At 67.9% G+C, this 22,697-nt stretch carries 28 protein-coding genes; 12 read left to right on the top strand and 16 right to left on the bottom strand.

What is annotated here, in order from left to right; genetic code table 11:
• Positions 1 to 2: 2 nt before the first annotated feature.
• From SPHME3_RS0105545 to SPHME3_RS0105500, 10 genes are all read right to left on the bottom strand, one after another.
• Positions 3 to 566: a demethoxyubiquinone hydroxylase family protein gene (locus SPHME3_RS0105545; protein WP_020486621.1), complete on the bottom strand. Its 564-nt coding sequence runs from the start codon at positions 564 to 566 to the stop codon at positions 3 to 5.
• A complete protein-coding gene (locus tag SPHME3_RS0105540) occupies positions 563 to 1,057 on the bottom strand; it encodes a disulfide bond formation protein B (RefSeq protein WP_017980267.1) in 495 nt (164 codons plus the stop codon). Before SPHME3_RS0105540 ends, SPHME3_RS0105545 begins: the two co-directional genes overlap by 4 nt.
• On the bottom strand, positions 1,054 to 2,406 hold the full coding sequence (locus SPHME3_RS0105535; RefSeq protein ID WP_017980268.1) for a S41 family peptidase: 1,353 nt from the start codon (positions 2,404 to 2,406) through the stop codon (positions 1,054 to 1,056). The genes SPHME3_RS0105540 and SPHME3_RS0105535 overlap by 4 nt, the downstream gene beginning before the upstream one ends.
• Before the next feature lie 215 nt (positions 2,407 to 2,621).
• Entirely contained in the window at positions 2,622 to 3,758 is a 1,137-nt protein-coding gene (locus SPHME3_RS0105530) for a murein hydrolase activator EnvC family protein (protein WP_017980269.1), read from the bottom strand.
• A 137-nt stretch (positions 3,759 to 3,895) separates the two neighbouring features.
• Positions 3,896 to 4,318 carry a 23S rRNA (pseudouridine(1915)-N(3))-methyltransferase RlmH gene (locus SPHME3_RS0105525; protein ID WP_024310331.1) on the bottom strand — a complete coding sequence of 141 codons (423 nt, stop codon included), beginning with the start codon at positions 4,316 to 4,318 and terminating at the stop codon, positions 3,896 to 3,898.
• A gap of 1 nt (position 4,319) precedes the next feature.
• Positions 4,320 to 4,763 carry a ribosome silencing factor gene (gene rsfS / locus SPHME3_RS0105520; RefSeq protein WP_221204681.1) on the bottom strand — a complete coding sequence of 148 codons (444 nt, stop codon included), beginning with the start codon at positions 4,761 to 4,763 and terminating at the stop codon, positions 4,320 to 4,322.
• Between the two features lie 27 nt (positions 4,764 to 4,790).
• Positions 4,791 to 5,372, bottom strand: a complete 582-nt coding sequence (locus SPHME3_RS0105515) for a nicotinate-nucleotide adenylyltransferase (RefSeq protein WP_017980272.1) — start codon at positions 5,370 to 5,372, stop codon at positions 4,791 to 4,793.
• Positions 5,369 to 5,656: a type II toxin-antitoxin system RelE/ParE family toxin gene (locus SPHME3_RS0105510; protein WP_017980273.1), complete on the bottom strand. Its 288-nt coding sequence runs from the start codon at positions 5,654 to 5,656 to the stop codon at positions 5,369 to 5,371. The genes SPHME3_RS0105515 and SPHME3_RS0105510 overlap by 4 nt, the downstream gene beginning before the upstream one ends.
• The gene (locus SPHME3_RS0105505; RefSeq protein WP_017980274.1) at positions 5,653 to 5,907 is read right to left on the bottom strand and encodes a hypothetical protein; all 255 of its coding nucleotides are present in this window, start codon (positions 5,905 to 5,907) and stop codon (positions 5,653 to 5,655) included. The genes SPHME3_RS0105510 and SPHME3_RS0105505 overlap by 4 nt, the downstream gene beginning before the upstream one ends.
• 31 nt (positions 5,908 to 5,938) lie before the next feature.
• On the bottom strand, positions 5,939 to 7,201 hold the full coding sequence (locus tag SPHME3_RS0105500; RefSeq protein ID WP_017980275.1) for a glutamate-5-semialdehyde dehydrogenase: 1,263 nt from the start codon (positions 7,199 to 7,201) through the stop codon (positions 5,939 to 5,941).
• Between the two features lie 79 nt (positions 7,202 to 7,280).
• On the opposite strand from SPHME3_RS0105500, the gene SPHME3_RS0105495 reads away from it, so the two are divergent.
• The 6 genes from SPHME3_RS0105495 to ribH all read left to right on the top strand — a co-directional run bounded on the left by SPHME3_RS0105495 (position 7,281) and on the right by ribH (position 12,076).
• Positions 7,281 to 8,354 (top strand): DUF3667 domain-containing protein, encoded by a 1,074-nt coding sequence (locus SPHME3_RS0105495; RefSeq protein WP_017980276.1) that lies wholly within the window; start codon positions 7,281 to 7,283, stop codon positions 8,352 to 8,354.
• Between the two features lie 75 nt (positions 8,355 to 8,429).
• On the top strand, positions 8,430 to 8,858 hold the full coding sequence (locus SPHME3_RS0105490; protein WP_231376744.1) for a hypothetical protein: 429 nt from the start codon (positions 8,430 to 8,432) through the stop codon (positions 8,856 to 8,858).
• Positions 8,859 to 8,878: 20 nt separating this feature from the next.
• Positions 8,879 to 9,925: a bifunctional diaminohydroxyphosphoribosylaminopyrimidine deaminase/5-amino-6-(5-phosphoribosylamino)uracil reductase RibD gene (gene ribD, locus SPHME3_RS0105485; protein ID WP_172436183.1), complete on the top strand. Its 1,047-nt coding sequence runs from the start codon at positions 8,879 to 8,881 to the stop codon at positions 9,923 to 9,925.
• Positions 9,910 to 10,524 carry a riboflavin synthase gene (locus tag SPHME3_RS0105480; RefSeq protein WP_017980279.1) on the top strand — a complete coding sequence of 205 codons (615 nt, stop codon included), beginning with the start codon at positions 9,910 to 9,912 and terminating at the stop codon, positions 10,522 to 10,524. The genes ribD and SPHME3_RS0105480 overlap by 16 nt, the downstream gene beginning before the upstream one ends.
• Entirely contained in the window at positions 10,514 to 11,653 is a 1,140-nt protein-coding gene (gene ribB / locus SPHME3_RS0105475) for a 3,4-dihydroxy-2-butanone-4-phosphate synthase (protein ID WP_017980280.1), read from the top strand. The genes SPHME3_RS0105480 and ribB overlap by 11 nt, the downstream gene beginning before the upstream one ends.
• 3 nt (positions 11,654 to 11,656) lie before the next feature.
• Entirely contained in the window at positions 11,657 to 12,076 is a 420-nt protein-coding gene (gene ribH / locus SPHME3_RS0105470; protein WP_017980281.1) for a 6,7-dimethyl-8-ribityllumazine synthase, read from the top strand.
• 555 nt (positions 12,077 to 12,631) lie between these two features.
• Here ribH and SPHME3_RS0105465 read toward each other — a convergent pair.
• The 3 genes from SPHME3_RS0105465 to SPHME3_RS0105455 all read right to left on the bottom strand — a co-directional run bounded on the left by SPHME3_RS0105465 (position 12,632) and on the right by SPHME3_RS0105455 (position 14,682).
• Positions 12,632 to 13,990: an ammonium transporter gene (locus SPHME3_RS0105465; RefSeq protein WP_017980282.1), complete on the bottom strand. Its 1,359-nt coding sequence runs from the start codon at positions 13,988 to 13,990 to the stop codon at positions 12,632 to 12,634.
• A gap of 11 nt (positions 13,991 to 14,001) precedes the next feature.
• Positions 14,002 to 14,340: a P-II family nitrogen regulator gene (locus SPHME3_RS0105460; RefSeq protein WP_017980283.1), complete on the bottom strand. Its 339-nt coding sequence runs from the start codon at positions 14,338 to 14,340 to the stop codon at positions 14,002 to 14,004.
• A 141-nt stretch (positions 14,341 to 14,481) separates the two neighbouring features.
• Complete coding sequence (locus SPHME3_RS0105455; protein WP_017980284.1) at positions 14,482 to 14,682, bottom strand: putative signal transducing protein; 201 nt, start codon at positions 14,680 to 14,682, stop codon at positions 14,482 to 14,484.
• A gap of 47 nt (positions 14,683 to 14,729) precedes the next feature.
• Here SPHME3_RS0105455 and SPHME3_RS0105450 point away from each other — a divergent pair, with 47 nt between their 5' ends.
• Positions 14,730 to 14,975: a type II toxin-antitoxin system CcdA family antitoxin gene (locus SPHME3_RS0105450; RefSeq protein ID WP_017980285.1), complete on the top strand. Its 246-nt coding sequence runs from the start codon at positions 14,730 to 14,732 to the stop codon at positions 14,973 to 14,975.
• The gene (locus SPHME3_RS0105445; RefSeq protein ID WP_017980286.1) at positions 14,975 to 15,271 is read left to right on the top strand and encodes a CcdB family protein; all 297 of its coding nucleotides are present in this window, start codon (positions 14,975 to 14,977) and stop codon (positions 15,269 to 15,271) included. Before SPHME3_RS0105450 ends, SPHME3_RS0105445 begins: the two co-directional genes overlap by 1 nt.
• Positions 15,272 to 15,275: 4 nt before the next feature.
• Here the strand turns inward: SPHME3_RS0105445 and tldD are convergent, their stop codons facing one another.
• Positions 15,276 to 16,703, bottom strand: a complete 1,428-nt coding sequence (gene tldD / locus SPHME3_RS0105440) for a metalloprotease TldD (protein ID WP_017980287.1) — start codon at positions 16,701 to 16,703, stop codon at positions 15,276 to 15,278.
• Between the two features lie 36 nt (positions 16,704 to 16,739).
• A complete protein-coding gene (locus SPHME3_RS0105435) occupies positions 16,740 to 16,976 on the bottom strand; it encodes a zinc-finger domain-containing protein (RefSeq protein WP_017980288.1) in 237 nt (78 codons plus the stop codon).
• A 230-nt stretch (positions 16,977 to 17,206) separates the two neighbouring features.
• On the opposite strand from SPHME3_RS0105435, the gene SPHME3_RS0105430 reads away from it, so the two are divergent.
• The 3 genes from SPHME3_RS0105430 (at position 17,207) to SPHME3_RS0105420 (ending at position 20,378) form a co-directional block, all read left to right on the top strand.
• The gene (locus SPHME3_RS0105430; protein WP_017980289.1) at positions 17,207 to 18,127 is read left to right on the top strand and encodes an ABC transporter ATP-binding protein; all 921 of its coding nucleotides are present in this window, start codon (positions 17,207 to 17,209) and stop codon (positions 18,125 to 18,127) included.
• A gap of 152 nt (positions 18,128 to 18,279) precedes the next feature.
• The gene (locus SPHME3_RS0105425; protein ID WP_018250604.1) at positions 18,280 to 18,750 is read left to right on the top strand and encodes a TadE/TadG family type IV pilus assembly protein; all 471 of its coding nucleotides are present in this window, start codon (positions 18,280 to 18,282) and stop codon (positions 18,748 to 18,750) included.
• On the top strand, positions 18,747 to 20,378 hold the full coding sequence (locus tag SPHME3_RS0105420) for a TadG family pilus assembly protein (RefSeq protein ID WP_017980291.1): 1,632 nt from the start codon (positions 18,747 to 18,749) through the stop codon (positions 20,376 to 20,378). The genes SPHME3_RS0105425 and SPHME3_RS0105420 overlap by 4 nt, the downstream gene beginning before the upstream one ends.
• 31 nt (positions 20,379 to 20,409) lie before the next feature.
• Here SPHME3_RS0105420 and SPHME3_RS0105415 read toward each other — a convergent pair whose 3' ends face one another.
• Positions 20,410 to 20,766: a helix-turn-helix domain-containing protein gene (locus tag SPHME3_RS0105415; protein ID WP_017980292.1), complete on the bottom strand. Its 357-nt coding sequence runs from the start codon at positions 20,764 to 20,766 to the stop codon at positions 20,410 to 20,412.
• Positions 20,767 to 21,066: 300 nt separating this feature from the next.
• Here SPHME3_RS0105415 and nadB point away from each other — a divergent pair, with 300 nt between their 5' ends.
• Positions 21,067 to 22,659 (top strand): L-aspartate oxidase, encoded by a 1,593-nt coding sequence (gene nadB, locus SPHME3_RS0105410; protein ID WP_017980293.1) that lies wholly within the window; start codon positions 21,067 to 21,069, stop codon positions 22,657 to 22,659.
• Positions 22,660 to 22,697 lie beyond the last annotated feature (38 nt).

Raw genomic sequence — 22,697 nt, 5'->3', positions numbered from 1 at the left:
TCTCAAATCCTCTTGGCGGTGGCGATGGCGACCTTGCAGCCCAGCCGGATCAGGCCCGACAGGATCGGATAGCCGACCGCCTGTTCCGCGCCCGCGGCCAGCGCATGGTCGCGATGCTCCAGTTCCTCAGCCTGGAAATCAGCGATCGCGTCCGACAATTCGGGGTCGCTGTCGCCCAGTTCGTCACGCTGCTGCTGATAGTGTTTGTCGATCTCGGTCTCGACCGCCGCGGTGCAGGCCATCGCCGCATTCGGCCCGATCGCCGCAGTGATCGCACCCAATGCGAAGCCCGCCTTGTCCCAGAACGGCTGGAACAGCGTCGGCCGCACGCCGCGGCGCGCCATCATCGCATCGAAGAAGGCGCGGTGCCGCTCCTCTTGGGCGGCCATATGATGGATCGCGCGCGCCGCCGGGTGCCGATCGCCCAGCACCGCCAGCTGGCCCGCATAGATACGCGTCGCACCATATTCGCCCGCCTGATCGACGCGGATCATCGCCTTCGTCGCCTCGCGCCGGTCGCCGGGGCGCCAGTGCGGCCTGCGCGCGTTCGCGATCGTCGCGGTCATCGTGCCTTCCTCATCCACCATAGGATCAGCAACGCGCCACCCAGCGAAAAGATCGCGTTGAACCCGGCGAGCGAGATGCCGAACAGCGTCCATTGCGGCGTATCACAGCGCACCATGGGCGCGTGCATCAGCGCCTCCAGCCGCGCATCCGGGCCCAGGCCGCGCAGGTCGACCGTCTGGGTGCAGGCGGTAAAGCCCTCCCACCAATGATATTCGACGCCGGCGTGCGCCACGCCGATCGCACCCGAGACCGCGATCAGCAGCGCGGCAATCACCACCAGCGCCTTCGCAATGCTCCGCTGCGGCACGACGAATGCCAGCAGCGCGAACGGCAGCGCCGCATAATGCGGCCAGCGCTGCCAGTGGCACATCTCGCACGGGTAGAGGTGCCCGACGAGCTGAGAGAACCACGCCCCCGCCAGCAGCGCCGCGGGCAGCAGCAGCGCGAGCGCCCGCGCGCGCCGCTCGGCGGGCGTGAACGCGCGGCTCACTTGCCGCCCGGCCGGCTGGAGGGCACCGGCTTCGTCGCCGCGGCGACCTGCGCCGCGCCGCCCAGCCGCGCGACCGTCTTCAGCGCATAATAGAGCTGGAAGTCGTCGATCCCCTGCTTCTTCAACTGCTCCGCAGTCATCGCAAAGCGCGGATCGTCCTTCGTGTCTTCCTCGAGGATCTTATTATCCGCCTTCACCTCGTTGATCAGGTGGCGACGCAGGTCGGCCTCGCGGAACACGGGGCGCGTCTTGATGTCGGGATCGCTGATCTGCGGCACGCGGATATCGGGCTCGATGCCGCCTTCCTGCACGCTGCGGCCCGACGGCGTGTAATAGCGCGCGGTGGTGAGGCGCAGCGCGGTCTGCGGGCCCAGCGGCAGCAGCGTCTGCACCGATCCCTTGCCGAAGCTGCGCTCGCCCATGATCAGCGCGCGGTGGTGGTCCTGCAGCGCGCCCGCGACGATTTCGGAGGCCGAGGCCGTACCCGGGTTGGTCAGCACCACCACCGGCAGCCCGTGCGCATCGTCACCCGGCTTGGCGAAATAGCGCTCGATATCGCTTTTCTCGCGTCCGCGTTGCGACACGATCTCGCCATGATCCAGGAAAGCGTCGCTCACCGCGATCGCCTGCGTCAGCAAACCGCCGCCATTGTCGCGCAGGTCGACCACATAGCCCAGCGGCCGATGCCCCAGGCTCTTGTCGATCGCCATGATCGCCGCGCGCGTATCCGCGCCGGTGCTTTCGGAGAAGGTGTTGATGTTGATGTAGCCGACGTCGCCGCGCACCTCCCACTTCACCGGGCGCTGCACGATCACCTCGCGCGTCATCGTGATGTCGAGCGGCTTGTCCTGTCCGGGGCGGACGATCGTCATACTGATCTTGCTGCCCGGCTTGCCGCGCATTAGCGCCACCGCCTCGTCCAGCGTCTCGCCGTAGATCAGCTTGCCGTCGATATGCGTGATGTAATCGCCCGACTTCACGCCGGCGCGATAGGCGGGCGTATCCTCCTGCGGCGCGACAACCTTTACCGCGCCGTCCTCCATCTGGACGGTGAGGCCTAGGCCGCCGTAATTCCCCTCGGTCTGAATCTTGAGATTGTCGTAGTCGAGCGCGTCGACATAGCTCGAATGCGGGTCGAGGCTCGCGAGCATGCCCTCGATCGCGCCCTTGATCAGCTTCTTGTCGTCGACCTTGTCGACGTAATCGGCCTTGATCCGGTTGAAGACGTCGAGAAACTGGTCGAATTCGCGATAGGTATCCGTGTCCACCGCCGCCATCGCCTGCGTGGCGAGCGGGATCAGGGACAGGGAACCGATGATAGCAGTCGCGGTCAGCAGCGGACGGGGCATCGAAAGTCCTGCAAGGCGGGAAAACCCCGCACGTCTATCCCTTTTGCGAGCCGGAGCAAAGCACCGCGAGGCTGAACCGTCGCTGACGGCGAAGCGCGCCTGCTGCCGATCCGTCGATCGCCGCCGCACGCCCCCTCCCGTCATTGCGAGCGGAGCGAGGCAAGGACGAACAGGAAGACCGGACACGCTTGGTCGACGCGAACCGTCGGGCGTCCTCAGCCCAGCAGCGCGGCGATATCCACCGGTCGCCCGCGGCGGCGCAATTCGACGGTGATCCGAGGCTCTTCGCCGCCCGCCGCCCTGCCTAGAGGCGCTCCCGCCGCGATACGCTCGCCCGAGCGAACGCCCGCCGCGGCGAGCCCGGTGACGAGGCTGGTCCAGCCGTCGCCATGGTCGAGGATCACGATCGTGCCATAGCCGCGATATGCCTTGGCATAGCGCACCACGCCCCCCGCCGGCGCCACCACCGGCGCGCCCGCCGCGACCGCAAAGGTCAGCCCGCGCGACCGTACGCCCGCGTCGGAAATCTCACCCGTCCCGGTGACGAGCCGCCCGCGCACCGGCAGGCGATACGCCCCCGCCGCCGGCACCGGCAGGCGCGTGCCGGGCGCCAGTGGGCGCGGCAAGGGGCCGGGCAGTGCCGCCAGATCCGCCGCGGTCGCCTGTGCCACCGCATCGTCACCGAGCGATTCGACAAGGTCCCGCGCGCGTTCGCCCAGCGCCAGCGCCCGATCCTCCTCGCTCATCGCATGGCGGCCGAGCGCGCTGGCGCGACGCCGATGCGCAGCCTCCAGCGTCGCCAGCGCGACCCTGTCCGTCTCCAGCTGTGCCCGCCCGCGCCGCAGCGCCGCCGCGGCGACCGACGCATCCCGCTCCAGCCCCCGCGTCCGTGCGATCTGCCGCCGCACACCATCGGTCCGCTGCTGCACCAGCGGCAGCGCTCCGCCCAGCACGGCGCGGACGTGGACGAGGTCGTCGATCGATCCCGGCTGCGCGATCGCGACCACCGCCGGCCGGCGCGCCAAGGCGGTCAGCGCCGCGAGCAATCGCGCGACCGGCGCCTGCTGCGTGGCAAGAGTGGTCTGCTGATCCGCCAGCAATCGCGTGACGATTGCCTGCCGCGCCCGCGCCGCCGCCAGATTGGCCTCCGCCGCCCGCACCCGCGCCGCCAGCGCCGCCTCCTCGGCCCGCGCCTTGTCCGCAGCATTGCGTTCGGCCGCCGCGTCGCGCGCCAACGCTTCGGCGCGACGCGTGGCGATCACCGCGTCGCGCTTGGCGGCGACGAGCCGCTGGCGCTGGTCGGTGACGGGCTGGCCGTATGCGGGAAGGGTGAGTGCGATCAGGGCAAGCACGCCGAGGACGACACGCCCGCCCTCACCCCATCGGCGCTCCGCGCCTTTTCCCCTCTCCCAACGGGAGAGGGCGGGGACCCGCTCGGCGCAGCCGAGTGGGGGGGGTGAGGGCGGAAACCGAACGGCAGCGCGCACCCTCACCCCTCCCGATGATAGGGATGCCCCGCCAAAATCGCGGTCGCACGGAACAGCTGCTCGGCCAACATCGCCCGCGCCAGCATATGCGGCCAAGTCGCGCGCCCAAACGACAGCAGCAGGTCCGCGCCCGCCCGCTCGGCATCGTCGAAACCGTCGGCCGCGCCGATCAGGAAGCGCAGCTCGCGCGTGCCGCTATCGCGCCACCGCTCGATCCGCCGCGCGAAGTCCAGCGAGCCGAGCACCTCGCCCTTCTCGTCCAGCATCACCCGCACCGACTGCGGCTCCATCGCGGGCACCTTGCCGCCGGTATCGGGCAGCTCGGTGACGCGCGTCGGCCAGACGATCCGCTTCAGATAGCGATCGACCAGCTCCGCCTCGGGCGATCGCCCGATCTTGCCGCGCGCCACGATGTGCAGGAGGATGTCAGGCCTCGTCCGTCGCGGTGGGGGTCTTCGGCGGGTTGAGGACTTCCGGGGGAAGCGGCTTCAGCGACGACGACACGGTATCGCCGAACTGCCACATGCGCTCCAGGTTATAGAAGGTGCGCACCTCGGGCCGGAACAGGTGGACGATGACGTCATTGGCGTCGATCAGCACCCAGTCGGCAGTCTGCAGCCCTTCGATCCGCACCGGACGGCCGAACTCGGCCTTCACCTTTTCGGCGATCTTGTTGGCCATCGATGCGACCTGCCGCGTCGAGCGGCCGCTGGCGATCACCATATGGTCAGCGATCGTCGATTTGCCCGCGAGCGGAATCGAAATGACCTCTTCGGCCTGATCGTCGTCCAGCGACGTCAGGATCAGTCGCAGCAGCGCTTCGACTTCGGCCGGGTCGGCCGGACGCACGGCCTGGGGGGTACTCGCCAAGGGGACTCCTGGGTTGCTGGGCCGGCATCAGTGCCGGTGCCAGTCGGGATCGGCCGCACGGACCGCGGTGGCGGAGGTCGGGTCGGGGCGGAAGCGCAACAGCACGAGTGCCGGCAAACTCCACGAGGTCCAATGCTTCGCCTGGCGTGCGGGCCGTTGGAAGCGCCGCAGCCAACCCATCGCGACACCCGCGAGGGCCTTGTCGTCATACCCCGGACGCGCGATCACCGCAATCGGCATCGTGCGGGCGATCTCGCGCCACCCGCGCCAGCGATGAAATTGCGCCAGATTGTCCGCCCCCATCAACCAGATGAACTGCCGCCGGGGGTAACGCCGCTGCAATTGGCGCAGCGTGTCGAGCGTGTAGCGCGTATTGAGCCGCGCCTCGATATCGCTCGCCCGGATCGGCGCCCGCCGCGCCATCCGCTTGGCCGACGCGAGCCGCGCCGCCAGCGGCGCCATGTCGCGCGCGCCGCTCTTCAACGGATTGCCCGGCGACACCAGCCACCACGCCTCGTCGAGCTCCAGCGCCCGGATCGCGGCGAGCGTGATCGCCCGATGCCCGCGATGCGCCGGGTTGAACGATCCACCGAGCAGGCCGGTTTTCATGGCTCGGCTCGCTGCCAGTCTTCACGCCCATGACGGACGCGAAGAATCTCAACGCCGGTGAAGGTGATCCGATACAGCAGAAGAAAGTCAGTTTCCGCGATCCGCCACTTGCGCGCGTCCCGGTCAACGATCGGGCCGGCAGCGGGAAACTCACCGAGGAAGCGGCTAGCAGCAATGGCCGCCCGCCCTATCTCGTCGGCAAAATCGGGATCGCGTTCGGCATAAAACACGTCGATCCGCGCAAGGTCGGCCTTCGCGCGGGGAGCCCAGGTGACGGGCCTCATCCCCGTTTACGGGCGGCCACGCGCTCCTCGAACCACGCTTCCATATCCTCTTGGCTTATGCCGCCATCGCGTTCGATCGAATCGATACCTTCCTGAATAAAGGCTCGTAGTTCGATGTCGTGTTCGGCAACTTTGCGGATAGCGTCCGCCGCAAATTCTTCGCCGGTGATGCCACGTGAACGGGCCAGTTCCTCGACGATCGCCAGCGTGGCAGGATCGAGCGGTGCATTGATCGATACCGGAGCGTTCATTAGCGGATGCTATCCCTTGCGTCGGGAGTCTTCAACCGCGCACCTGCCCCGTGCCGCGGCCGATCCATTTGTACGTCGTCAGCCCCTCCAGCGCGACCGGCCCGCGGGCGTGGAGCCGCCCCGTCGCAATGCCGATCTCCGCACCCAGCCCGAACTCGCCGCCATCGGCGAACTGGGTGGAGGCGTTCCACAGCACGATCGCACTGTCGACGCCGTTCAGGAATCGCTCCGCAACCCCTGCATCCTCGGCGACGATCGCGTCGGTATGGTGCGATCCGTGCCGCGCGATATGCGCCATCGCCCCTTCGACCCCATCGACCAGCGCGACGGAGGCGATCGCATCGAGATATTCGGTGTCCCAATCCTCGGCGCTGACGGGCACGACGATGTCGCCGAACGCCGCCTCGACGGGATCGCCACGGACTTCGCATCCGGCCTGTTGCAGCGCTGTCACCAACGCCGCCGGCGCAGCGAAATCGCGATCGATCAGCAGCGTCTCCATCGCGCCGCAGATGCCCGTCCGCCGCATCTTGGCATCCAGCACCACCCGCTCCGCCATCGCCGGATCAGCCGAGCCATCGACATAGACGTGGTTGATCCCGTCGAGATGCGCCAGCACCGGCACGCGCGCCTCCGCCTGCACGCGCGCCACCAGGCTCTTGCCGCCGCGCGGCACGATCAGGTCGATCAGGCCATCGGCGGTCAGCATCGCGCCGACCGCGGCACGATCGGTGGTCGGCACCAGCTGCACCGCCTCCGCCGGCAGCGCCGCCTGTACCAGCCCCGCGATCAGCGCCGCATGGATCGCGCGATTGCTGTGGATCGCCTCGCTGCCGCCGCGCAGGATCACCGCATTGCCCGCCATCACGCACAAGGCCGCCGCGTCCGCGGTCACGTTGGGCCGCGATTCGTAGATGATGCCGATCACCCCGATCGGCACGCGCACGCGGGTCAGCTGCAGGCCGTTGGGCCGTTCGCGGCGATCGATCACCTGCCCGACCGGGTCGTCCAGCCCCGCCACCGCCTCGATCCCCGCTGCGACCCCCTCGATCCGCCCGGCGTCCAGCCGCAGCCGATCGAGCAGCGCGCCACTCAGGCCGCGTGCCTCGCCCGCCGCCATGTCGCGCGCATTCTCATCGAGGATCGCCGGCGCCGCCGCACGCACCGCCGCCGCCGCGGCGCGCAGCCCGGCGGCCTTCGCTGCCGTCGGCAGAGCCGCCAGCACCCCTGCGGCGCGGCGCGCGCGCGCGCCCATCTCTGCGATCATTTCGTGCGTATTGTCTGCGTCGGCCATGTCGTTCGTTACCACGCCACCCCGCCTTATGCCACGAAGACGATCTTGCCCGGCCGATACAGCTTGCTAAGCTGCTGCCATGTCGGGGGATATCGCAGCAGCAGGGGACTTCATCACGGGCGCGCTTGCCGCCCGCACGGTGGAGCCGCACGCCGGGGAATCACGCGAGCACGGCCACGGCCTGTGCCTCAATTGCGGCACGCGGCTGATCGGCGCGCATTGCCACGCCTGCGGACAGAGCGGCCACGTCCATCGCACGATCGGCGCGATCGGGCATGAGATCGCGCACGGCGTCTTCCATTTCGAAGGCAAGATCTGGCGCACGCTGCCGATGCTGGTGTGGCGGCCGGGCGATCTGACCCGCCGCTACGTTGCTGGCGAGCGCGCGCGCTTCGTCTCGCCGCTCGCGGTGTTCCTGTTCACCGTCTTCCTGATGTTCGCGACGATCAGCGCGCTGGGCGGCGACATCGCCGAACTCGCGACACCCGAAGGCGTCAGCCGCCACATCGTCGGCATCGCCGGCGGCGTCGAGAAGGTGGAAAAGCAGCTCGACCTTGCCCGGAAGACGCGCGCCAAGCTGGTCGCTGCGGGCAAGCCGACCGAAAAGATGGATCAGGACATCGCCGGCCTGCAGACCGCGATCGCCGCGCTGAAGCGGACCCAGGCGGGCGGGACCGGCGGCGACAGCGTGGAAACCTCGTTCACCAACGCCAAGACCGGCTGGGCCAGCCTCGACCATGGTCTGGAAAAGGCCAACAAGAATCCCGGCCTCGCGCTCTACAAGCTGCAATCGAGCGCGTACAAATACAGCTGGCTGCTGATCCCCATCTCAACGCCCTTCGTCGCGTTGCTCTTCCTGTGGCGCCGCCGCTTCGGCCTGTACGATCACGCGATCTTCGTCACGTACAGCCTCGCCTTCATGATGCTGATGGTGATCACGCTGATGATCGCCGGCGTCATCGGCATCGGCAGCGGCTGGATCGTGCTCGCCGTCTTCGCGCTGCCGCCGATCCACATGTTCCGCCAGCTGCGCGGCGCCTATTCGCTGCGCACCTTTTCCGCGCTCTGGCGTACCGCGGTGCTGCTCGTCTTCGCCTGGGCGGCGCTGCTCACCTTCGTCTCGCTGCTGCTGGTCCATGGGCTGACCGACTGACCCCCAACCCTCGCGCCGCTCTCCTTGAGCCTGTCGAAGGGCAGGTTGCCACGAGCGTAATGCCCCCGGACAGCCGTGCTTCGACAGGCTCAGCACGAACGGCCGCTTGCAAGGGAGGGGCTGGTCGAGCCGCGAGCCTGCGCCTATCTTTCCCCCATGCAGTTCTTCAGCCGCTTCTCGCCGGTGCGGGCCATTCGCGACCTGCGCTTCTTCCTGTCGCAGCGCGAGCCGCGCGACCTGGGCTTCCTTGCGCTGGCGATCGCGATCACGGGGTTCTTCGTCTACGCCTTCATGCGCAACGACATTCCGCCCGAACCCTATCAACCCAACATCATCTACTTCAAGAATTACGCCGCCAACCGCACCGATGCGGAGATCAAGGCGCAGCAGGCGATCGACAAGGTCGAACAGGACAAGCGCATCGCCGCGCAAAAGGCGCGCGAGGAGAAATTGCGCAGCCAGTTCAAGAAGGTCGATGACGCGATGAACAAAATGGGGCTGTGATAACGGACGATTCGCGCTGGATGACCGCCGCGCTCGCGCTCGCCGAGCGCACGCGCGGCCGCACCACGCCCAATCCCAATGTCGGCTGCATCATCGTCCGCGACGATCGTGTCATCGGTCGCGGCTGGACCCAGCCCGGCGGCCGCCCGCATGCCGAGGCGATGGCGCTCGCGCAGGCGGGCGACGCCGCACGCGGCGCCACAGCCTATGTCACGCTCGAACCCTGCGCGCATCTCTCGGCCCGTGGCCCCGCCTGCACCGATCTGCTGATCGCGGCCGGCATCGCCCGCGTCGCGATGGCGCTTGGCGATCCCGACCCGCGCACCAACGGCCAGGGCATCGCCCGGCTCCGCGCCGCCGGTGTCGCGGTGGCGGTCGGCCTGCTCGCCACCGATGCGGGTCGCAGCATGGCTGGCTTCCTAACCCGCCGCCGCCTCGGCCGCCCGTTCGTAACGCTGAAGCTCGCCACCTCGCTCGACGGCTGCATTGCGCTCGCCGACGGCACCAGCCGCTGGATCACCGGCGTAGAGGCACGCGCCCACGCCCACCTCGAACGCGCCCGCCACGAAGCGATCCTCGTCGGCCGGGGAACATGGGAGGCGGACCGCCCGACCCTCGACGTGCGCCTGCCGGGGCTGGAGGGACGAAGCCCACAGCGGGTGGTCCTGTCGTCGTCCCCCTCCTTCGTCATCCCGACGAACGTCGGGATCCATGGACACGGCGCGGCCCAAGGATCGAGCGTCCCCCCATCCATGGATCCCGGCCTGCGCCGGGATGACGAAGTATTGGTAATCCCCTCCCCCCACGCCATCGCCACCCTCCCCGCCGACCACCTGCTCGTCGAGGGTGGTGCGGGCACCGCCGCCGCCTTTCTCGCCGCCAATCTCGTCGACCGCCTGCTCCTCTACCGTGCGCCCATCGTCATCGGCGGCGGCCTACCCGCGATCGGCGCGATCAGCCTCACCGATCTCGGATCGGCACACGGCCGCTGGCAGCTCCACGATGCGCGCCAGCTTGGCAGCGACCGGCTCGAGGTCTACGAGCGCACCCCATGTTCACCGGCATAGTCAGCGATATCGGCACGATCGAACGGGTTGAGAGCGAGGGCGACACGCGCGTGCGCATCGCCACGTCCTACGACCCCGACACGATCGACCTCGGCGCCTCGATCGCCTGTTCGGGCGTCTGCCTGACCGTCATCGACAAGGGCACGGCCGACACCCATTGGTTCGACGTCCAGGTCTCCGGCGAGACGATCGCCCGCACCGCGCGCGACCAATGGACCCACGGCCGCCGCCTCAACCTCGAACGCGCGATGAAGCTCGGCGACGAACTCGGCGGCCATATCGTCACCGGCCATGTCGACGGCATCGCCGAAGTGATCGGCATCTGTCCGGAGGGCGATTCGCACCGCATCGGCTTCGCCGTCCCCGCCGCCCTCGCGCCGTTCATCGCGCCCAAGGGATCGATCACGATCGACGGCGTCTCGCTCACCGTCAACACGGTCGAGGATCATGGGGACGTCACGCACTTCTCGGTCAACCTCATCCCCCACACCCAGGCGGTGACGACGCTCGGCGCGCTCGCCCAAGGCCAGATGGTCAATATCGAGATCGACGTCCTCGCCCGCTATCTGCAACGCATGGAGCATTACCGTGGCCGCTAACCCTGAGATCGCACAGCTGCGCCACGCCTTCCTGTCCAGCCCTGAAGAGATCATCGACGAGGCGCGTAACGGCCGCATGTTCATCCTCGTCGACGACGAGGATCGCGAGAATGAGGGGGACCTCGTCATCCCCGCGCAGATGGCGACGCCTGAAAAGATCAACTTCATGGCCCGTCACGGCCGCGGGCTCATCTGCCTCGCGATGACGCGCACCCGCGTCGAGGAACTCGGCCTCGACCTGATGAGCCGCAACAACGGCACCCGCCACGAAACCGCCTTCACCGTCTCGATCGAGGCGCGCGAAGGCGTGACGACCGGCATCTCCGCCGCCGACCGCGCCCGCACGATCGCGGTCGCGACCGATTCGGCCAAGGGCCGCGCCGATATCGTGACGCCCGGCCACGTCTTCCCGCTGGTCGCACGCGACGGCGGCGTGCTGGTGCGCGCCGGGCACACCGAGGCGGCGGTCGACGTCTCGCGCCTCGCCGGCCTCAACCCCTCGGGCGTGATCTGCGAGATCATGAACGAGGATGGCACGATGGCGCGGATGGACGACCTCGTCACCTTCGCGCAGTTCCACAACCTCAAGATCGGCACGATCCGCGACCTGATCGCCTATCGCCGCCGCTACGACCATCTCGTGTCGCTGGTGTCGGAAACGCGCTTCACCAGCCGCTGGGGCGGCGAATGGGCGGTACGCGCCTATCGCAACACCGCGACGGGCACCGAACAGATCGCGCTGGTCAAGGGCCGGCTCGACGTGACGCAGCCCGTGCTGGTGCGCATGCACGCGCTCTCTCCCTTCGCCGACGTGTTCGGCGAGGACGGCGACCGCAGCCGCATGCTCCAGCGCTCGATGGAGATGATCGCCAAAGAAGGCTCGGGCGTCATCGTCCTCATCAACCGCCAGCGTGCCGATGCCTTCACCACCGCCGTCCGGCGCCATGCCGGCGAGCAGGTCGAGGTGCCGATGGAAGAGCTGCGAGACTATGGCGTCGGCGCGATGATCCTCGCCGAACTCGGCGTGCATGACATGATCCTGCTGACCAACACCCACCACACGCTCGTGGGGCTCGACGGCTACGGTCTGTCGATCGTCGCCGAGCGCCGCATCGAAGGCGAAGGCTGACCCATGGCCAATATCCTCATCGTCGAAGCCCGCTTCTACGATCATCTCAACGACATGCTGCTCGCCGGCGCCCGCGCCGCGATCGAGGCGGCCGGCCACACGCATGAGACGGTGACGGTGCCGGGCGCGCTCGAAGTGCCGGGCGCGATCGCGCTGGCGTCCGACACCAGCCGCTACGACGCCTTCGTCGCGCTGGGCGTGGTGATCCGCGGCGAAACCTATCATTTCGAAATCGTCTCGAACGAAAGCGCGCGCGGCATCATGGCGCTGACCATGGACGGCCTCGCCATCGGCAACGGCATCCTGACGACCGAGAACGAAGCGCAGGCCATCGTCCGCGCCGACCCCGGCCAGCTCGACAAGGGCGGCGGCGCGGCCCAGGCGGCGATCGCCATGATGGACTTGCGCGCGCAACTGGGCTGAGGCCCGCGCCTCCGCCAACAGACTTCCCCAAACGTCCTGCCCCCTTCTCTCGTCATCCCGGCGCACGCCGGGATCCATGGACGGAGGTGTGGCTGACGTAGGCGCCCAACCGCTGCGTCGCGTTTCCATGGATCCCGGCCTCCGCCGGGATGACGAGGGCGGGGCAGGGCGCGCGGTGCTCCCACACACCCCGTTCGCCCTGAGCCTGTCGAAGGGCGGGTCGCCCCTCGCACCCCCGCCCCTGTGGCACGACGTGCTTCGACAAGCTCAGCACGAACGGGGCGGAGCAAAACACCTCCGCGCCCTCCGCGCCTCTGCGCTCAAAAAGCGATTCACGCGAAGCCGCGAAGCCGCAAAGCGGTAGGCACCCGCCGCCAGCCACCTGCCCTCCCCATCACGAGCAAGACAGGCCGACTCCCACCCCTCACGCACCCCCTCCGCGTCTTCGCGTCTTCGCGCGAACACAAAAAAAGACCCGGTACGTCACCGCACCGGGCCAGGGTCGTCCGCAGGAGGAACGTCGGTGGGGTGCGGGACCTAGTGTCCCGCTCCCGATCAATTGTAGGCGCGCTCGCCGTGCTCGCCGAGGTCGAGGCCTTCCTGCTCGACTTCGGGGCTGACGCGCAGGCCGGTGAGCAGCTTGGCGATGGTGATCGCGATCACCGTGCCGATCGAGGCCCAGACGATCGTCGTCGCGACCGCCTCGATCTGTACCAGCAGCTTGGCGCCCATGGCGTAATCCGCCGCACCCGGTCCGCCGAGCGACGGGGCATAGACGATGCCGGTGCCGATCGCGCCGATCATGCCGCCGATGCCATGCACGCCGAAGGCGTCGAGCGCGTCGTCATAGCCGAGCTTGGGCTTCAATACCGACACCGCGAAGAAGCAGACCACCGAAGCAACCGCGCCCAGCACGATCGCGCCGAACGGACCCGAATTGCCCGCCGCGGGCGTCACCGCGACGAGGCCGGCGACGATGCCCGAGCAGAAGCCCAGCGCCGACCCCTTGTGACCGCGCACCCGCTCGATCAGCATCCAGAACAGGCCGCCGCTCGCCGTCGCGACGAAGGTGTTGATCATCGCAAGGCCCGCCGAGCCATTGGCTTCCAGCGCGCTACCCGCATTGAACCCGAACCAGCCGACCCACAGCAGGCCGGTGCCGACGCCCGTCAGGGTCAGCGAATGCGGCGGCATCGGCGTATTGGGATAGCCCATGCGTTTGCCCAGCATCAGCGATGCGACCAGCGCCGAGACGCCGGCGTTGATGTGCACCACGGTCCCGCCCGCGAAATCGAGCGCGCCCGCCTTGAAGAACAGGCCCGACGATGCCCACACCATGTGCGCGATCGGGAAGTAGACGATCGTCAGCCAGACGGCGCCGAACGCCATGACCGCACTGAACTTCATCCGCTCGACCACCGATCCCAGCACCAGCGCGACGGTGATCGCGGCAAAGGTCATCTGGAAGCAGATGAAGACATATTCGGGGATTTCGACGCCCGCGGTGAAGGTCGCCGACTGCGACGCCGCGGTCACGCCCTTCAGGAACGCCTTGTCGAAGCTGGCGATGAAGTTGGTCAGCACCCCGCCGCCGGCCACGTCCGGTCCGAAGGCAAGCGAATAGCCGTACATCACCCAGATCAGCATCGCGAGGCACGCGACCGCGCCGATCTGCGTCATTACCGACAGCATGTTCTTCGCGCGGGTGAGACCGCCGTAGAACAGCGCGAGGCCCGGTAGGATCATCATCATCACCAGCACGGTGCTGGTCATCATCCAGGCGGTGTCGCCCTTGTTGACCGTCGCGACGACGGGTGCCGCCGCGGGCGCCGCCTGGGCGAAGGCCGGCAGTGCGGTGAAGGCCGCGGCAGCGCAGGCCGCCCCGACACCGGCGATTGTGTGTGTCAGCTTCATCTTACCCCCCCTCAGAGCGCCGAATCGTCGGTTTCGCCGGTGCGGATGCGCACCGCCTGTCCGACGTCGAGCACGAAGATCTTGCCGTCGCCGATCGCGCCGGTGTTCGCCGATGCCTGGATCGCCTCGACGACCCGGTCGGCCAGGTCGGCGGCGCACACCACCTCGATCTTGATCTTGGGCACCATGTTGGTGCTGTATTCGGCGCCGCGGTAGATTTCGGTCTGGCCCTTCTGGCGGCCGAACCCCTTGACCTCGGTAACCGTCATCCCTGCCACCCCCAACGTGGTGAGCGCTTCCCTCACCTCGTCGAGCTTGAACGGCTTGATGATCGCAATGACCAGCTTCATCCCTGCCCCCTTCGCATCAGACGGCATGCTGCATCGCAACGACCGTGCCATTTACGATTTGGCAGGATTTCAGCGCATTTTGTGCGCATTCGGCGCGAGCGACGTCAGATTATTGTGCAGCGCGCTTTCTCTGCCCAAAAATCAGGCAGTGCCGACGATGCCCTGTGCTGCCGTCAGATCGTCCTCGTCCACCATCACGCGGACCGGGATCAGCAGATAGCTGCCATCGGCGATGCTCGCGCCGCCATCGAAGGCGATCGCCGCAATCCCTTCCGCCGCCAGCCGCCCGACGAGGATGTTGGCCAGGTTGCGATCATAGCGACCGAGTTCGACGAGGGACATGGATGCGCTCCGTTGACGCGCATGAACCATGCGCATATCTTCACAGCATGAAGCACGATCCGATCGCATCCGGCAAGCGCAAGGCCGTCAACGTCTCGATCGACACGGGCATCGTCGCAGCTGCCAGGGAAGCCGGGGTCAATATGTCCCGAGTGAGTGAAGACGCGCTACGCGTGGCGATCAAAGCTGCCCAGGAGGCGCGATGGCGCGAGGATAATGCCCACGCCATCGAAGGCTGGAACCGCTGGTACGAGAAAAACGGTCATCCACTCGAAAAGTACCGCGCGTGGTGATGGCCCAATTCGACGTCTACATTCTGCCTGACGGCGCACATGTCGTCGACGTCCAGTCTCCACTGGCGAGTGTTCACCGCACGCGGCTGGTGATCCCGCTGATCGACCCTTCCGATGATACGAACGTCGTCGGCCGGCTGAACCCTCAGGTGACGTTGGACGGCGAACCATGGCTGCTCGCCACGCACTTTGCCGTCACGCTAGACGCCAAACTGCTCCGTGCACGCATCGGATCGCTCGCGGATCAGGAATGGACGATCAAGGCCGCGCTCGACTTCCTCATCAACGGCTTCTGACCCCTCAGGCCGCCGTACCCCCCACCGTCAGCCCATCGACCAGCAGCGTCGGCTGACCCACGCCCGCGGGCACGCTCTGTCCGCCTTTGCCGCACACGCCAATCCCTTCGTCCAGCGCGAAGTCGTTGCCGATGCCCAGCACTTTGGTCAGCACCGTCGGCCCGTCGCCGATCAGCGTCGCGCCCTTGATCGGCGCGCCGAGCTTGCCGTTCTCGATCCGGTACGCCTCGGTGCAGGAAAACACGAACTTGCCCGACACGATATCCACCTGCCCGCCGCCGAAGCTCTTGGCGAAGATGCCCGTCTTCACGCGCGACAGCAGCTCGGCGGGATCGTCCGTGCCGTCCTTCATGAAGGTGTTGGTCATCCGCGGCATCGGCGCATGCGCGAAGCTCTCGCGCCGCCCGTTGCCCGTCGCGGCCACGCCCATCAGCCGCGCGTTGAGCCGGTCCTGCATATAGCCCTTCAGGATACCGTCCTCGATCAGCACCGTCTCGCGCGTCGGCGTGCCCTCGTCGTCGATCGACAGCGACCCGCGCCGGTCGGCGAGGCTGCCGTCGTCGACCACCGTCACGCCCGGCGCCGCGACACGCTCGCCGATCCGGCCCGAGAACGCAGACGTACCCTTGCGGTTGAAATCGCCCTCCAGCCCGTGGCCGATCGCCTCGTGCAGCAGCACGCCGGGCCAGCCCGGCCCGAGCAAAACGGTCATCTCGCCAGCCGGCGCCGCGACCGATTCGAGGTTGACCAACGCCTGGGCCAGCGCCTCGTCGATCCCGCGGTTCCACACCGCCGGCTCCATCAGCCGCTCGTACAGATAGCGCCCGCCGATGCCGAAGCTGCCCGTCTCGCGCCGGCCATTCTGTTCGACGACGATCTGGATGTTGAGCCGCACCAGCGGCCGCACGTCGGTCGCGACGAAGCCGTCGGGCCGCACGATCTCGACCACGCTCCACGTCCCGCTGAGGCCCACCGACACCTGCGCCACGCGCGGGTCACGCGCGCGCGCCGCGGCGTCGATCGTCTGGCACAAATTCACCTTGTCGGCGAACGGCACCAGGTCGAGCGGGTCGGCATCGGTGTAGAGATGGCGGTTGTTGCCCTGCGGCGGCGGCGCCTTCGCCCCTTTCGACGGGTCGATCAGCGCCATCGTCTCACCCGCGCGGCGGATCGCCGCTTCGGATAGCTCGTTGGCGTGCGCGAAGGCGGTCATCTCGCCCGACACGGCGCGCAGGCCGAAGCCCGCATTGGTGTCATAGCTCGCGGTCTTCAGCCGCCCATCATCGAAACCGAACGCCTCGGCCTTGCGATATTGCAGATAGAGTTCGCCATCGTCGGCGGCCCCCAGCGTTTCGGCGGTCAACCGCAGCGCGGCGTCGGGCGACAGCGCGTCGCGATACAGGAACGAGCGGGGATCGGCGGATACGGTCATACCCGCCAATATAGGCGCGCGATGCGGCCCGACTAGTTAGCGCGGGCTCGCGCCTTCCGAAATGTCGCGCAACGTCGCCTGATCGACGCCATCCGCCGGCCCGCCGATCAGCACGAAGCGCCGATCGCAATAGCCGCAGTCGATATAGCCATGCTCGTCGATCTGCAGGAACACGCGCGGATGGCCGAGCGCCGCACCGCCGGGAATGTCGGTGGCGCCGTCGCAGGCGACGCGGCGTTGGGAGACACGGACGATTTCGGGCGGCGCGATCATGCGCCAGCGGATAGCAAGGCGCGCCCGTCCCATCAATCCTCCGCTACGTCTTCGCTCTCCCCCGTTCGTCATTCCCGCGGAGGCGGGAATCCATAACCTCCGAACCGCAACGATAGAGCCGCACCGTTAGCCCGTCTGGATTCCCGCCGTCGCGGGAATGACGATGAGGGAAGAGGATCCACCCACCGGAATGGGTTGCACCCCGCCGCCACAAGCGTATGCCCCGCTCCATGACCGAGGCCGCGATCCGCATCCAGAACCTCTGCAAGACCTATCAGGGCGGCAAGCGCGCGCTCGACGGGGTCAGCTTCGACGTGCCCCGCGGCCAGATCTTCGGCCTGCTCGGCCCCAATGGCGCAGGGAAATCGACGCTCATCAACATCCTCGCCGGCCTGGTGAACAAGACCGAGGGCAGCGCCGAGATCTGGGGCTTCGACATCGACGCGCATCCGCGCAACGCCAAGGCGTCGATCGGCATCGTCAACCAGGAAATCCTGTTCGACCCCTTCTTCACGCCGATCGAGACGCTGGAGATCCAAGCAGGCCTCTACGGCGTCCCCAAATCGCAGCGCCGCAGCCTCGACCTGCTGCGCGCCGTGCATCTGGAGGACAAGGCCAACGCCTATGCCCGCACGCTGTCGGGCGGCATGAAGCGGCGGCTGATGGTCGCCAAGGCGATGGTCCATTCGCCCCCCGTCCTCGTCCTCGACGAACCGACCGCGGGCGTCGACATCCAGCTGCGCCAGCAATTGTGGGCCTATGTCCGCGAATTGAACGCCGCCGGCGTCACCGTCGTCCTCACCACCCACTACCTCGAAGAGGCCGAGGAATTGTGCGATCGCATCGCGATCATCAACCACGGTCGCCTGATCGCCAACGAACCGACGCGCGACCTCGTCGGCAAGGCGCAGGAAAAGGTGGTGGCGGTCACCGTCGACCGCGACGTCGCGACGCCGCCGCAGAACGCCTGCTTTGCCAAGATCGTCCTGAAAGGCAGCCGCACGCTCGAAATCACCTATGCCAAGGATCGGGTGAATGCCGGCGAAGTCCTCGCCGCGGTGCAGAACGACGGTTTCGGCATCGTCGACGTGACGACCAAGGAACCCGATCTGGAAGACGTGTTCCTCAGCCTAACCCGGACCGACGCCTGAGCAACCTTTCGATAGCGAAACAAAACCGCACGTCGGCAATAGTTCGCCAAACAAACGAATCCGGTCCGAAAATCACCTCAAAGTCGTTCTGACAGAAATGTTTAGATCGACTTGAGGCGACATCCTCCATGCCTCGTCATGGAGGAAAGAGAATGACCGGAGTTGATGTTCGCACCGACGCCGTCAGCGCCCGCACCGCGGGCCGCGGCCGGAAGGGAATTGCGGCAATTCTGTCCCACACGGGCGGGTCGATGCTGATCGAATTCGCCGTCCTGTTGCCGGTGATGCTGATGCTGACCTTCGGCATCATCTCTTACGCCTGGTGGTTCCTGGTCGCGAACGGCATCCAGCAGGCGGCGAACGACGGCGCCCGCGCCGCCATCGCCGGCCTCGATGCTACCGAACGGCGCAACCTCGCCACGGGCAAGGCGACCGAACACCTCAAGAATCTCGGCCGCTACGACATGCAGCGCGCCACGATCGCGGTCAGCGAGGGGACGGGCCAGCTCACCATCACGGTCAGCTACGACGCCAGCCGCGACGGCAATCTGCGCCTGCCCTTCGTGCCCGCCCCGCCCAGCCGCATCGTCCAGCGCGCCACCATCCTGCTGGGGGGCCTGTGAGGGGTCGCTTCGCCGTCTGCCCGTTCGGACGACTGGCGCGAGACCGGCGCGGCAGCGTCGCGGTCATGTCGGTCTTCCTGATCATCATCTTCCTCAGCGCCGCCTCGCTCGCCGTCGATTACGGCTGGATGGTCGTGCGCAAGCGCCAGCTGCAGGGCATCACCGATCGCGCCGCGATGGCCGCCGTGCTTCAGGGCGGCGACCCACGCACCGCGGCGCAAAGCGCCGTCGCCGCTGACAGCGCGCCCAGCGTCACGATCGTCACCGCGCAATCGGGCGCCTATAACCCCGATCCGGCGGTCGCGGTCGCGGCGCGCTTCCAGCCGGCCGCGAACGGCGTCGCCGCGGTTCAGGTGCTGGCGAGCCAGCGCATCCCCCTGTTCTTCTCCGGTATCCTCACCGGTCGGCGCTACGTCGACCTGCGCGCCGCGGCGATTGCCGCGCGGACGGGGGAGGCGGCGATCAGCGTCGGCAGCCGCTTGGTCAACGTCCAGGGCGGCCTTCCCGGCATGCTGCTGTCGCAATTGGCGGGCGTCGATCTGAACCTCAGCGTCGCCGATTATAACGCTTTGGTCGGCGCCAACGTCGACCTCTACGCTTTGTCCGGCCTGCTCAAGACGCGCGCCGGGGTTGGCCTGGGCACGTTCGACAGCACCGCCTCGGCAGTGGTCGACCTGCCGACGCTCGTCACCGCGATGGCCGATGCGGCGACGCCGGGCACCGGCGCCTCCGTGCTGCGCAGCATCGCGGTCAAACTGCCCCCGACCAAGGTCGATCTCGCCCGCATCGTGAAGCTGGGCGACGGCACCATCCTGAAATCGCTCAACGTCGGCGCGGACGAGCTGCTGCGCGAAGCGCTGATCGGCACCGGCGGCGACCGCCAGCTGACGCTCGACCTCGGCGGACAGGTGATGGGCGTCGGATCGACCAAGGCGACGGTCATCATCGGCAGCCGCGTCGCCACCTCGCCCTGGGTGCGCGTCGGCCGCGATTCGTCGGTGACGGTCAGCACCTCGCAGATCCGCATCGCGCTCAATGCGCGGATCGACGTCGCCGGCCTGGGCCTCGCCACCGCCAACCTACCGGTGATCCTGGAGGGTGCCGGCGGCGAAGCGCGGCTCGCCTCGGTCGCCTGCGGCACCGGCGGCGCGACCGTCGGCGTCGACGGGCGGGTCACGCCGATGCGCGCCATCATCGGCCAAGTGTCCGACACCGCACTGCGCAACCTCAATGCGCCGCTCCAGCCCCAACCGGCCACCTTGCTGTCGGTGCTGGTGACCGCAGTGACCGGCCTCGCCGACGTGCAGGTCGGCGGCAGCGACTGGACGCGGGCGACCTTCACCCCCGGCGACATCGCCGACCGTGCGGTGAAGACGATCAATACCACCCAAGCCTTCGGTGGCCTCATCGCGTCGCTGCTCCAGCGGCTGGATCTCCGGATCAGCGTGCTCGGCCTGACGGTCAGCACGTCGCCGGTCACCGCTCCCCTGCTTAGCGCTCTGTCGGGCGTCGCGCCCGTGCTCGACGGCATCCTCGAACAAGTGCAGCAGCTTGCCGGCGTCCGCATCGGACAGGCCGACCTGCGCGTCGTCGGCGCACGCTGCGGCGCACCGGCACTCGTCGGCTAACCCGCCCCACCCCGTGAGAAGGCCACCCCTCTCACGCCTCGCGCGGTTGCGTATCCAGCCACCGCCGCATCCGCCGGCACCCATCGTCACTCATCACGATCCACGAGCGCCGATGGTCCTGATGATCAGCGATCCGCTCGCAATAGCCCAGCGCCTCCAGCCGCGCGATCCAGCGCAGGCCGGTCGATTCGGACACGCTGCATTGCCGGCTGAGCGTCAGCATGCTGAGCCGCACGCCCTCCTCCTGCGCGATGAACAATTGCAGCAACGCCTCCAGCGCCGGTTCGGCGAACAGCTCGGCCGCGAAATGGTCGCGGATCGATCGATGGCGCTGCAACGCCGCGCGCGCGGCGACGGAATATTGCGTCTGTCCGATCAGAACGGTCATGGGCACCGCCTCCCTGAAGCGGCTTTTCCCGAGGCCGCGTCGAACTTGTCACACGTGAGTCACAAGACGCAGAGCGCCGCAATCGGTTTCCCGCCGTCGCACCGATTGCGGGATCGGCCGGCCCGTATGCGAAACCGGCTGTCCTACACGCCCCGGTTTATGCCACAGCGGTCCGATGCCTGATCCCCGTCCCGCCCTGCCCGCCGGCCGCCATCCTTGCGGTGGGACGTACGGGGGGCGTTTCTGGACGATACGTATCGTCCACTTCGTCCACTTCCGCGGCCACGAAAGCGCCCGGCGATGAGCGAATCACCCCCCGCCACCGACGTGCTGATCGTCGGCTCGGGCGCCGCCGGGCTCACCGCGGCGCTCAATCTCGCGGACCGGTTCAAGGTCACCGTCCTCGCCAAGGGCGCGCTCAACGAAGGATCGACCGCCTGGGCGCAGGGCGGGATCGCCGCGGTGCTCGAACCCGGTGACACGTTCGACAACCATGTCGAGGATACGATGGTCGCCGGCGCCGGCCTCAACGACCGCGATATCGTCGAATTCGTCGTCGAGAACGCCCCTGCCGCGATCGAGCGCTTGACACAGCTCGGCGTCCCCTTCGCCACCGAAGGAAACGCGCTCCACCTCACCCGCGAAGGCGGCCATTCGCATCGCCGCATCGTCCATGTCGCCGACGCGACCGGCTGGGCGGTGCAGGAGGCGCTGCAACGCGCCGCCGAGGCGCATCCCAATATCACGCTCGTCCCCGATCAGGTCGCGATCGACCTCGCGACCAGCCGGCACGAACAGCGTTATTCGGGCGCAGGCAACGTCTGGGGCGTCTATGCGGTCGATCGGGGCACGGGCCGCGTCACCCTCTACACCGCGCGCGCGACGATCCTCGCCACCGGCGGCGCAGGCCGCACCTACCTCTTCTCCACCGCGCCGCGCGGCGCGACGGGCGACGGCATCGCGATGGCATGGCGCGCGGGCTGCCGCGTCTCCAACATGGAAATGATGCAGTTCCACCCGACATGCCTATACAATCTCGAGGTCAAGAACTTCCTCATCACCGAAGCGGTGCGTGGTGAGGGCGGGCGACTGATCAACCCGACCACCGGCAAGCGCTTCATGTCCTACTATGACGCGGAGCGCATGGAGCTGGCGCCGCGCGACGTCGTGGCGCGCGCGATCGATGCCGAGATCAAGCGCTACGGCCTCGATTACGTCCATCTCGACATCAGCCACCAGCCGCCGGAGTTCGTGAAGGGCCACTTCCCCAACATCTACGAAAAGCTGCTCGGCCTCGGCATCGACATGACGACGCAGCCGATCCCGGTGGTGCCCGCGCAGCATTACACCTGCGGCGGCATCGTCATCGACCGCGACGGCCGCACCGATCTGCCCGGCCTCTATGCGGCAGGCGAATGCACCGAAAGCGGGCTGCACGGTGCCAACCGCCTCGCGTCCAACAGCCTGCTCGAATGTTTCGTGTTCGGCGAGGCGTGCGCCGACCATATCGCCGCGCATTGGGACAGCCTGCCCCCCGTCCCCGTGATCCGGCCCTGGGACGAAAGCCGCGTCACCGATTCGGACGAAGAGGTGGTCATCAAGCAGAACTGGACCGAAATCCGCCGCTTCATGTGGAATTACGTCGGCATCGTCCGCACCACCAAGCGGCTGGAGCGGGCGCAGCATCGCATCCAGATGCTGACCGGCGAGGTCGCCGATTACTACGGCCATTTCCGCGTGACGCCCGACCTGATCGAGCTCCGGAACCTGCTCCAGACCGCCGAGCTGATCGTGCGATCGGCGCTCCACCGTCACGAAAGCCGCGGCCTGCATTACACGCTCGACTATCCGCAGACGGCGGCAGACGCCGTCGACACGGTGTTGGTGCCCTGATGCCGACGCGATTCGCCGCGCGTGCGCCGCGCTTCACC

This window comes from Sphingomonas melonis DAPP-PG 224, assembly GCF_000379045.1.
Taxonomy (GTDB): domain Bacteria; phylum Pseudomonadota; class Alphaproteobacteria; order Sphingomonadales; family Sphingomonadaceae; genus Sphingomonas; species Sphingomonas aquatilis.
Note: the sequence above shows the minus strand (reverse complement) of the source record. Positions and strands in the feature narration are given on the sequence as shown.

What these genes read in the sequence shown, in the direction of transcription:
- SPHME3_RS0105415 (WP_017980292.1), bottom strand. Translation starts at nt 20,766, where the DNA reads ATGACCGTTCTGATCGGACAGACGCAATATTCCGTCGCCGCGCGCGCG.
- SPHME3_RS0105505 (WP_017980274.1), bottom strand. Translation starts at nt 5,907, where the DNA reads ATGAACGCTCCGGTATCGATCAATGCACCGCTCGATCCTGCCACGCTG.
- SPHME3_RS0105500 (WP_017980275.1), bottom strand. Translation starts at nt 7,201, where the DNA reads ATGGCCGACGCAGACAATACGCACGAAATGATCGCAGAGATGGGCGCG.
- SPHME3_RS0105535 (WP_017980268.1), bottom strand. Translation starts at nt 2,406, where the DNA reads ATGCCCCGTCCGCTGCTGACCGCGACTGCTATCATCGGTTCCCTGTCC.
- SPHME3_RS0105495 (WP_017980276.1), top strand. Translation starts at nt 7,281, where the DNA reads ATGTCGGGGGATATCGCAGCAGCAGGGGACTTCATCACGGGCGCGCTT.
- SPHME3_RS0105445 (WP_017980286.1), top strand. Translation starts at nt 14,975, where the DNA reads ATGGCCCAATTCGACGTCTACATTCTGCCTGACGGCGCACATGTCGTC.
- SPHME3_RS0105545 (WP_020486621.1), bottom strand. Translation starts at nt 566, where the DNA reads ATGACCGCGACGATCGCGAACGCGCGCAGGCCGCACTGGCGCCCCGGC.
- SPHME3_RS0105480 (WP_017980279.1), top strand. Translation starts at nt 9,910, where the DNA reads ATGTTCACCGGCATAGTCAGCGATATCGGCACGATCGAACGGGTTGAG.
- ribD (WP_172436183.1), top strand. Translation starts at nt 8,879, where the DNA reads ATGACCGCCGCGCTCGCGCTCGCCGAGCGCACGCGCGGCCGCACCACG.
- SPHME3_RS0105460 (WP_017980283.1), bottom strand. Translation starts at nt 14,340, where the DNA reads ATGAAGCTGGTCATTGCGATCATCAAGCCGTTCAAGCTCGACGAGGTG.
- nadB (WP_017980293.1), top strand. Translation starts at nt 21,067, where the DNA reads ATGAGCGAATCACCCCCCGCCACCGACGTGCTGATCGTCGGCTCGGGC.
- SPHME3_RS0105450 (WP_017980285.1), top strand. Translation starts at nt 14,730, where the DNA reads ATGAAGCACGATCCGATCGCATCCGGCAAGCGCAAGGCCGTCAACGTC.
- SPHME3_RS0105510 (WP_017980273.1), bottom strand. Translation starts at nt 5,656, where the DNA reads ATGAGGCCCGTCACCTGGGCTCCCCGCGCGAAGGCCGACCTTGCGCGG.
- SPHME3_RS0105465 (WP_017980282.1), bottom strand. Translation starts at nt 13,990, where the DNA reads ATGAAGCTGACACACACAATCGCCGGTGTCGGGGCGGCCTGCGCTGCC.
- SPHME3_RS0105455 (WP_017980284.1), bottom strand. Translation starts at nt 14,682, where the DNA reads ATGTCCCTCGTCGAACTCGGTCGCTATGATCGCAACCTGGCCAACATC.
- SPHME3_RS0105515 (WP_017980272.1), bottom strand. Translation starts at nt 5,372, where the DNA reads ATGAAAACCGGCCTGCTCGGTGGATCGTTCAACCCGGCGCATCGCGGG.
- SPHME3_RS0105435 (WP_017980288.1), bottom strand. Translation starts at nt 16,976, where the DNA reads ATGATCGCGCCGCCCGAAATCGTCCGTGTCTCCCAACGCCGCGTCGCC.
- ribH (WP_017980281.1), top strand. Translation starts at nt 11,657, where the DNA reads ATGGCCAATATCCTCATCGTCGAAGCCCGCTTCTACGATCATCTCAAC.
- SPHME3_RS0105430 (WP_017980289.1), top strand. Translation starts at nt 17,207, where the DNA reads ATGACCGAGGCCGCGATCCGCATCCAGAACCTCTGCAAGACCTATCAG.
- SPHME3_RS0105425 (WP_018250604.1), top strand. Translation starts at nt 18,280, where the DNA reads ATGACCGGAGTTGATGTTCGCACCGACGCCGTCAGCGCCCGCACCGCG.
- tldD (WP_017980287.1), bottom strand. Translation starts at nt 16,703, where the DNA reads ATGACCGTATCCGCCGATCCCCGCTCGTTCCTGTATCGCGACGCGCTG.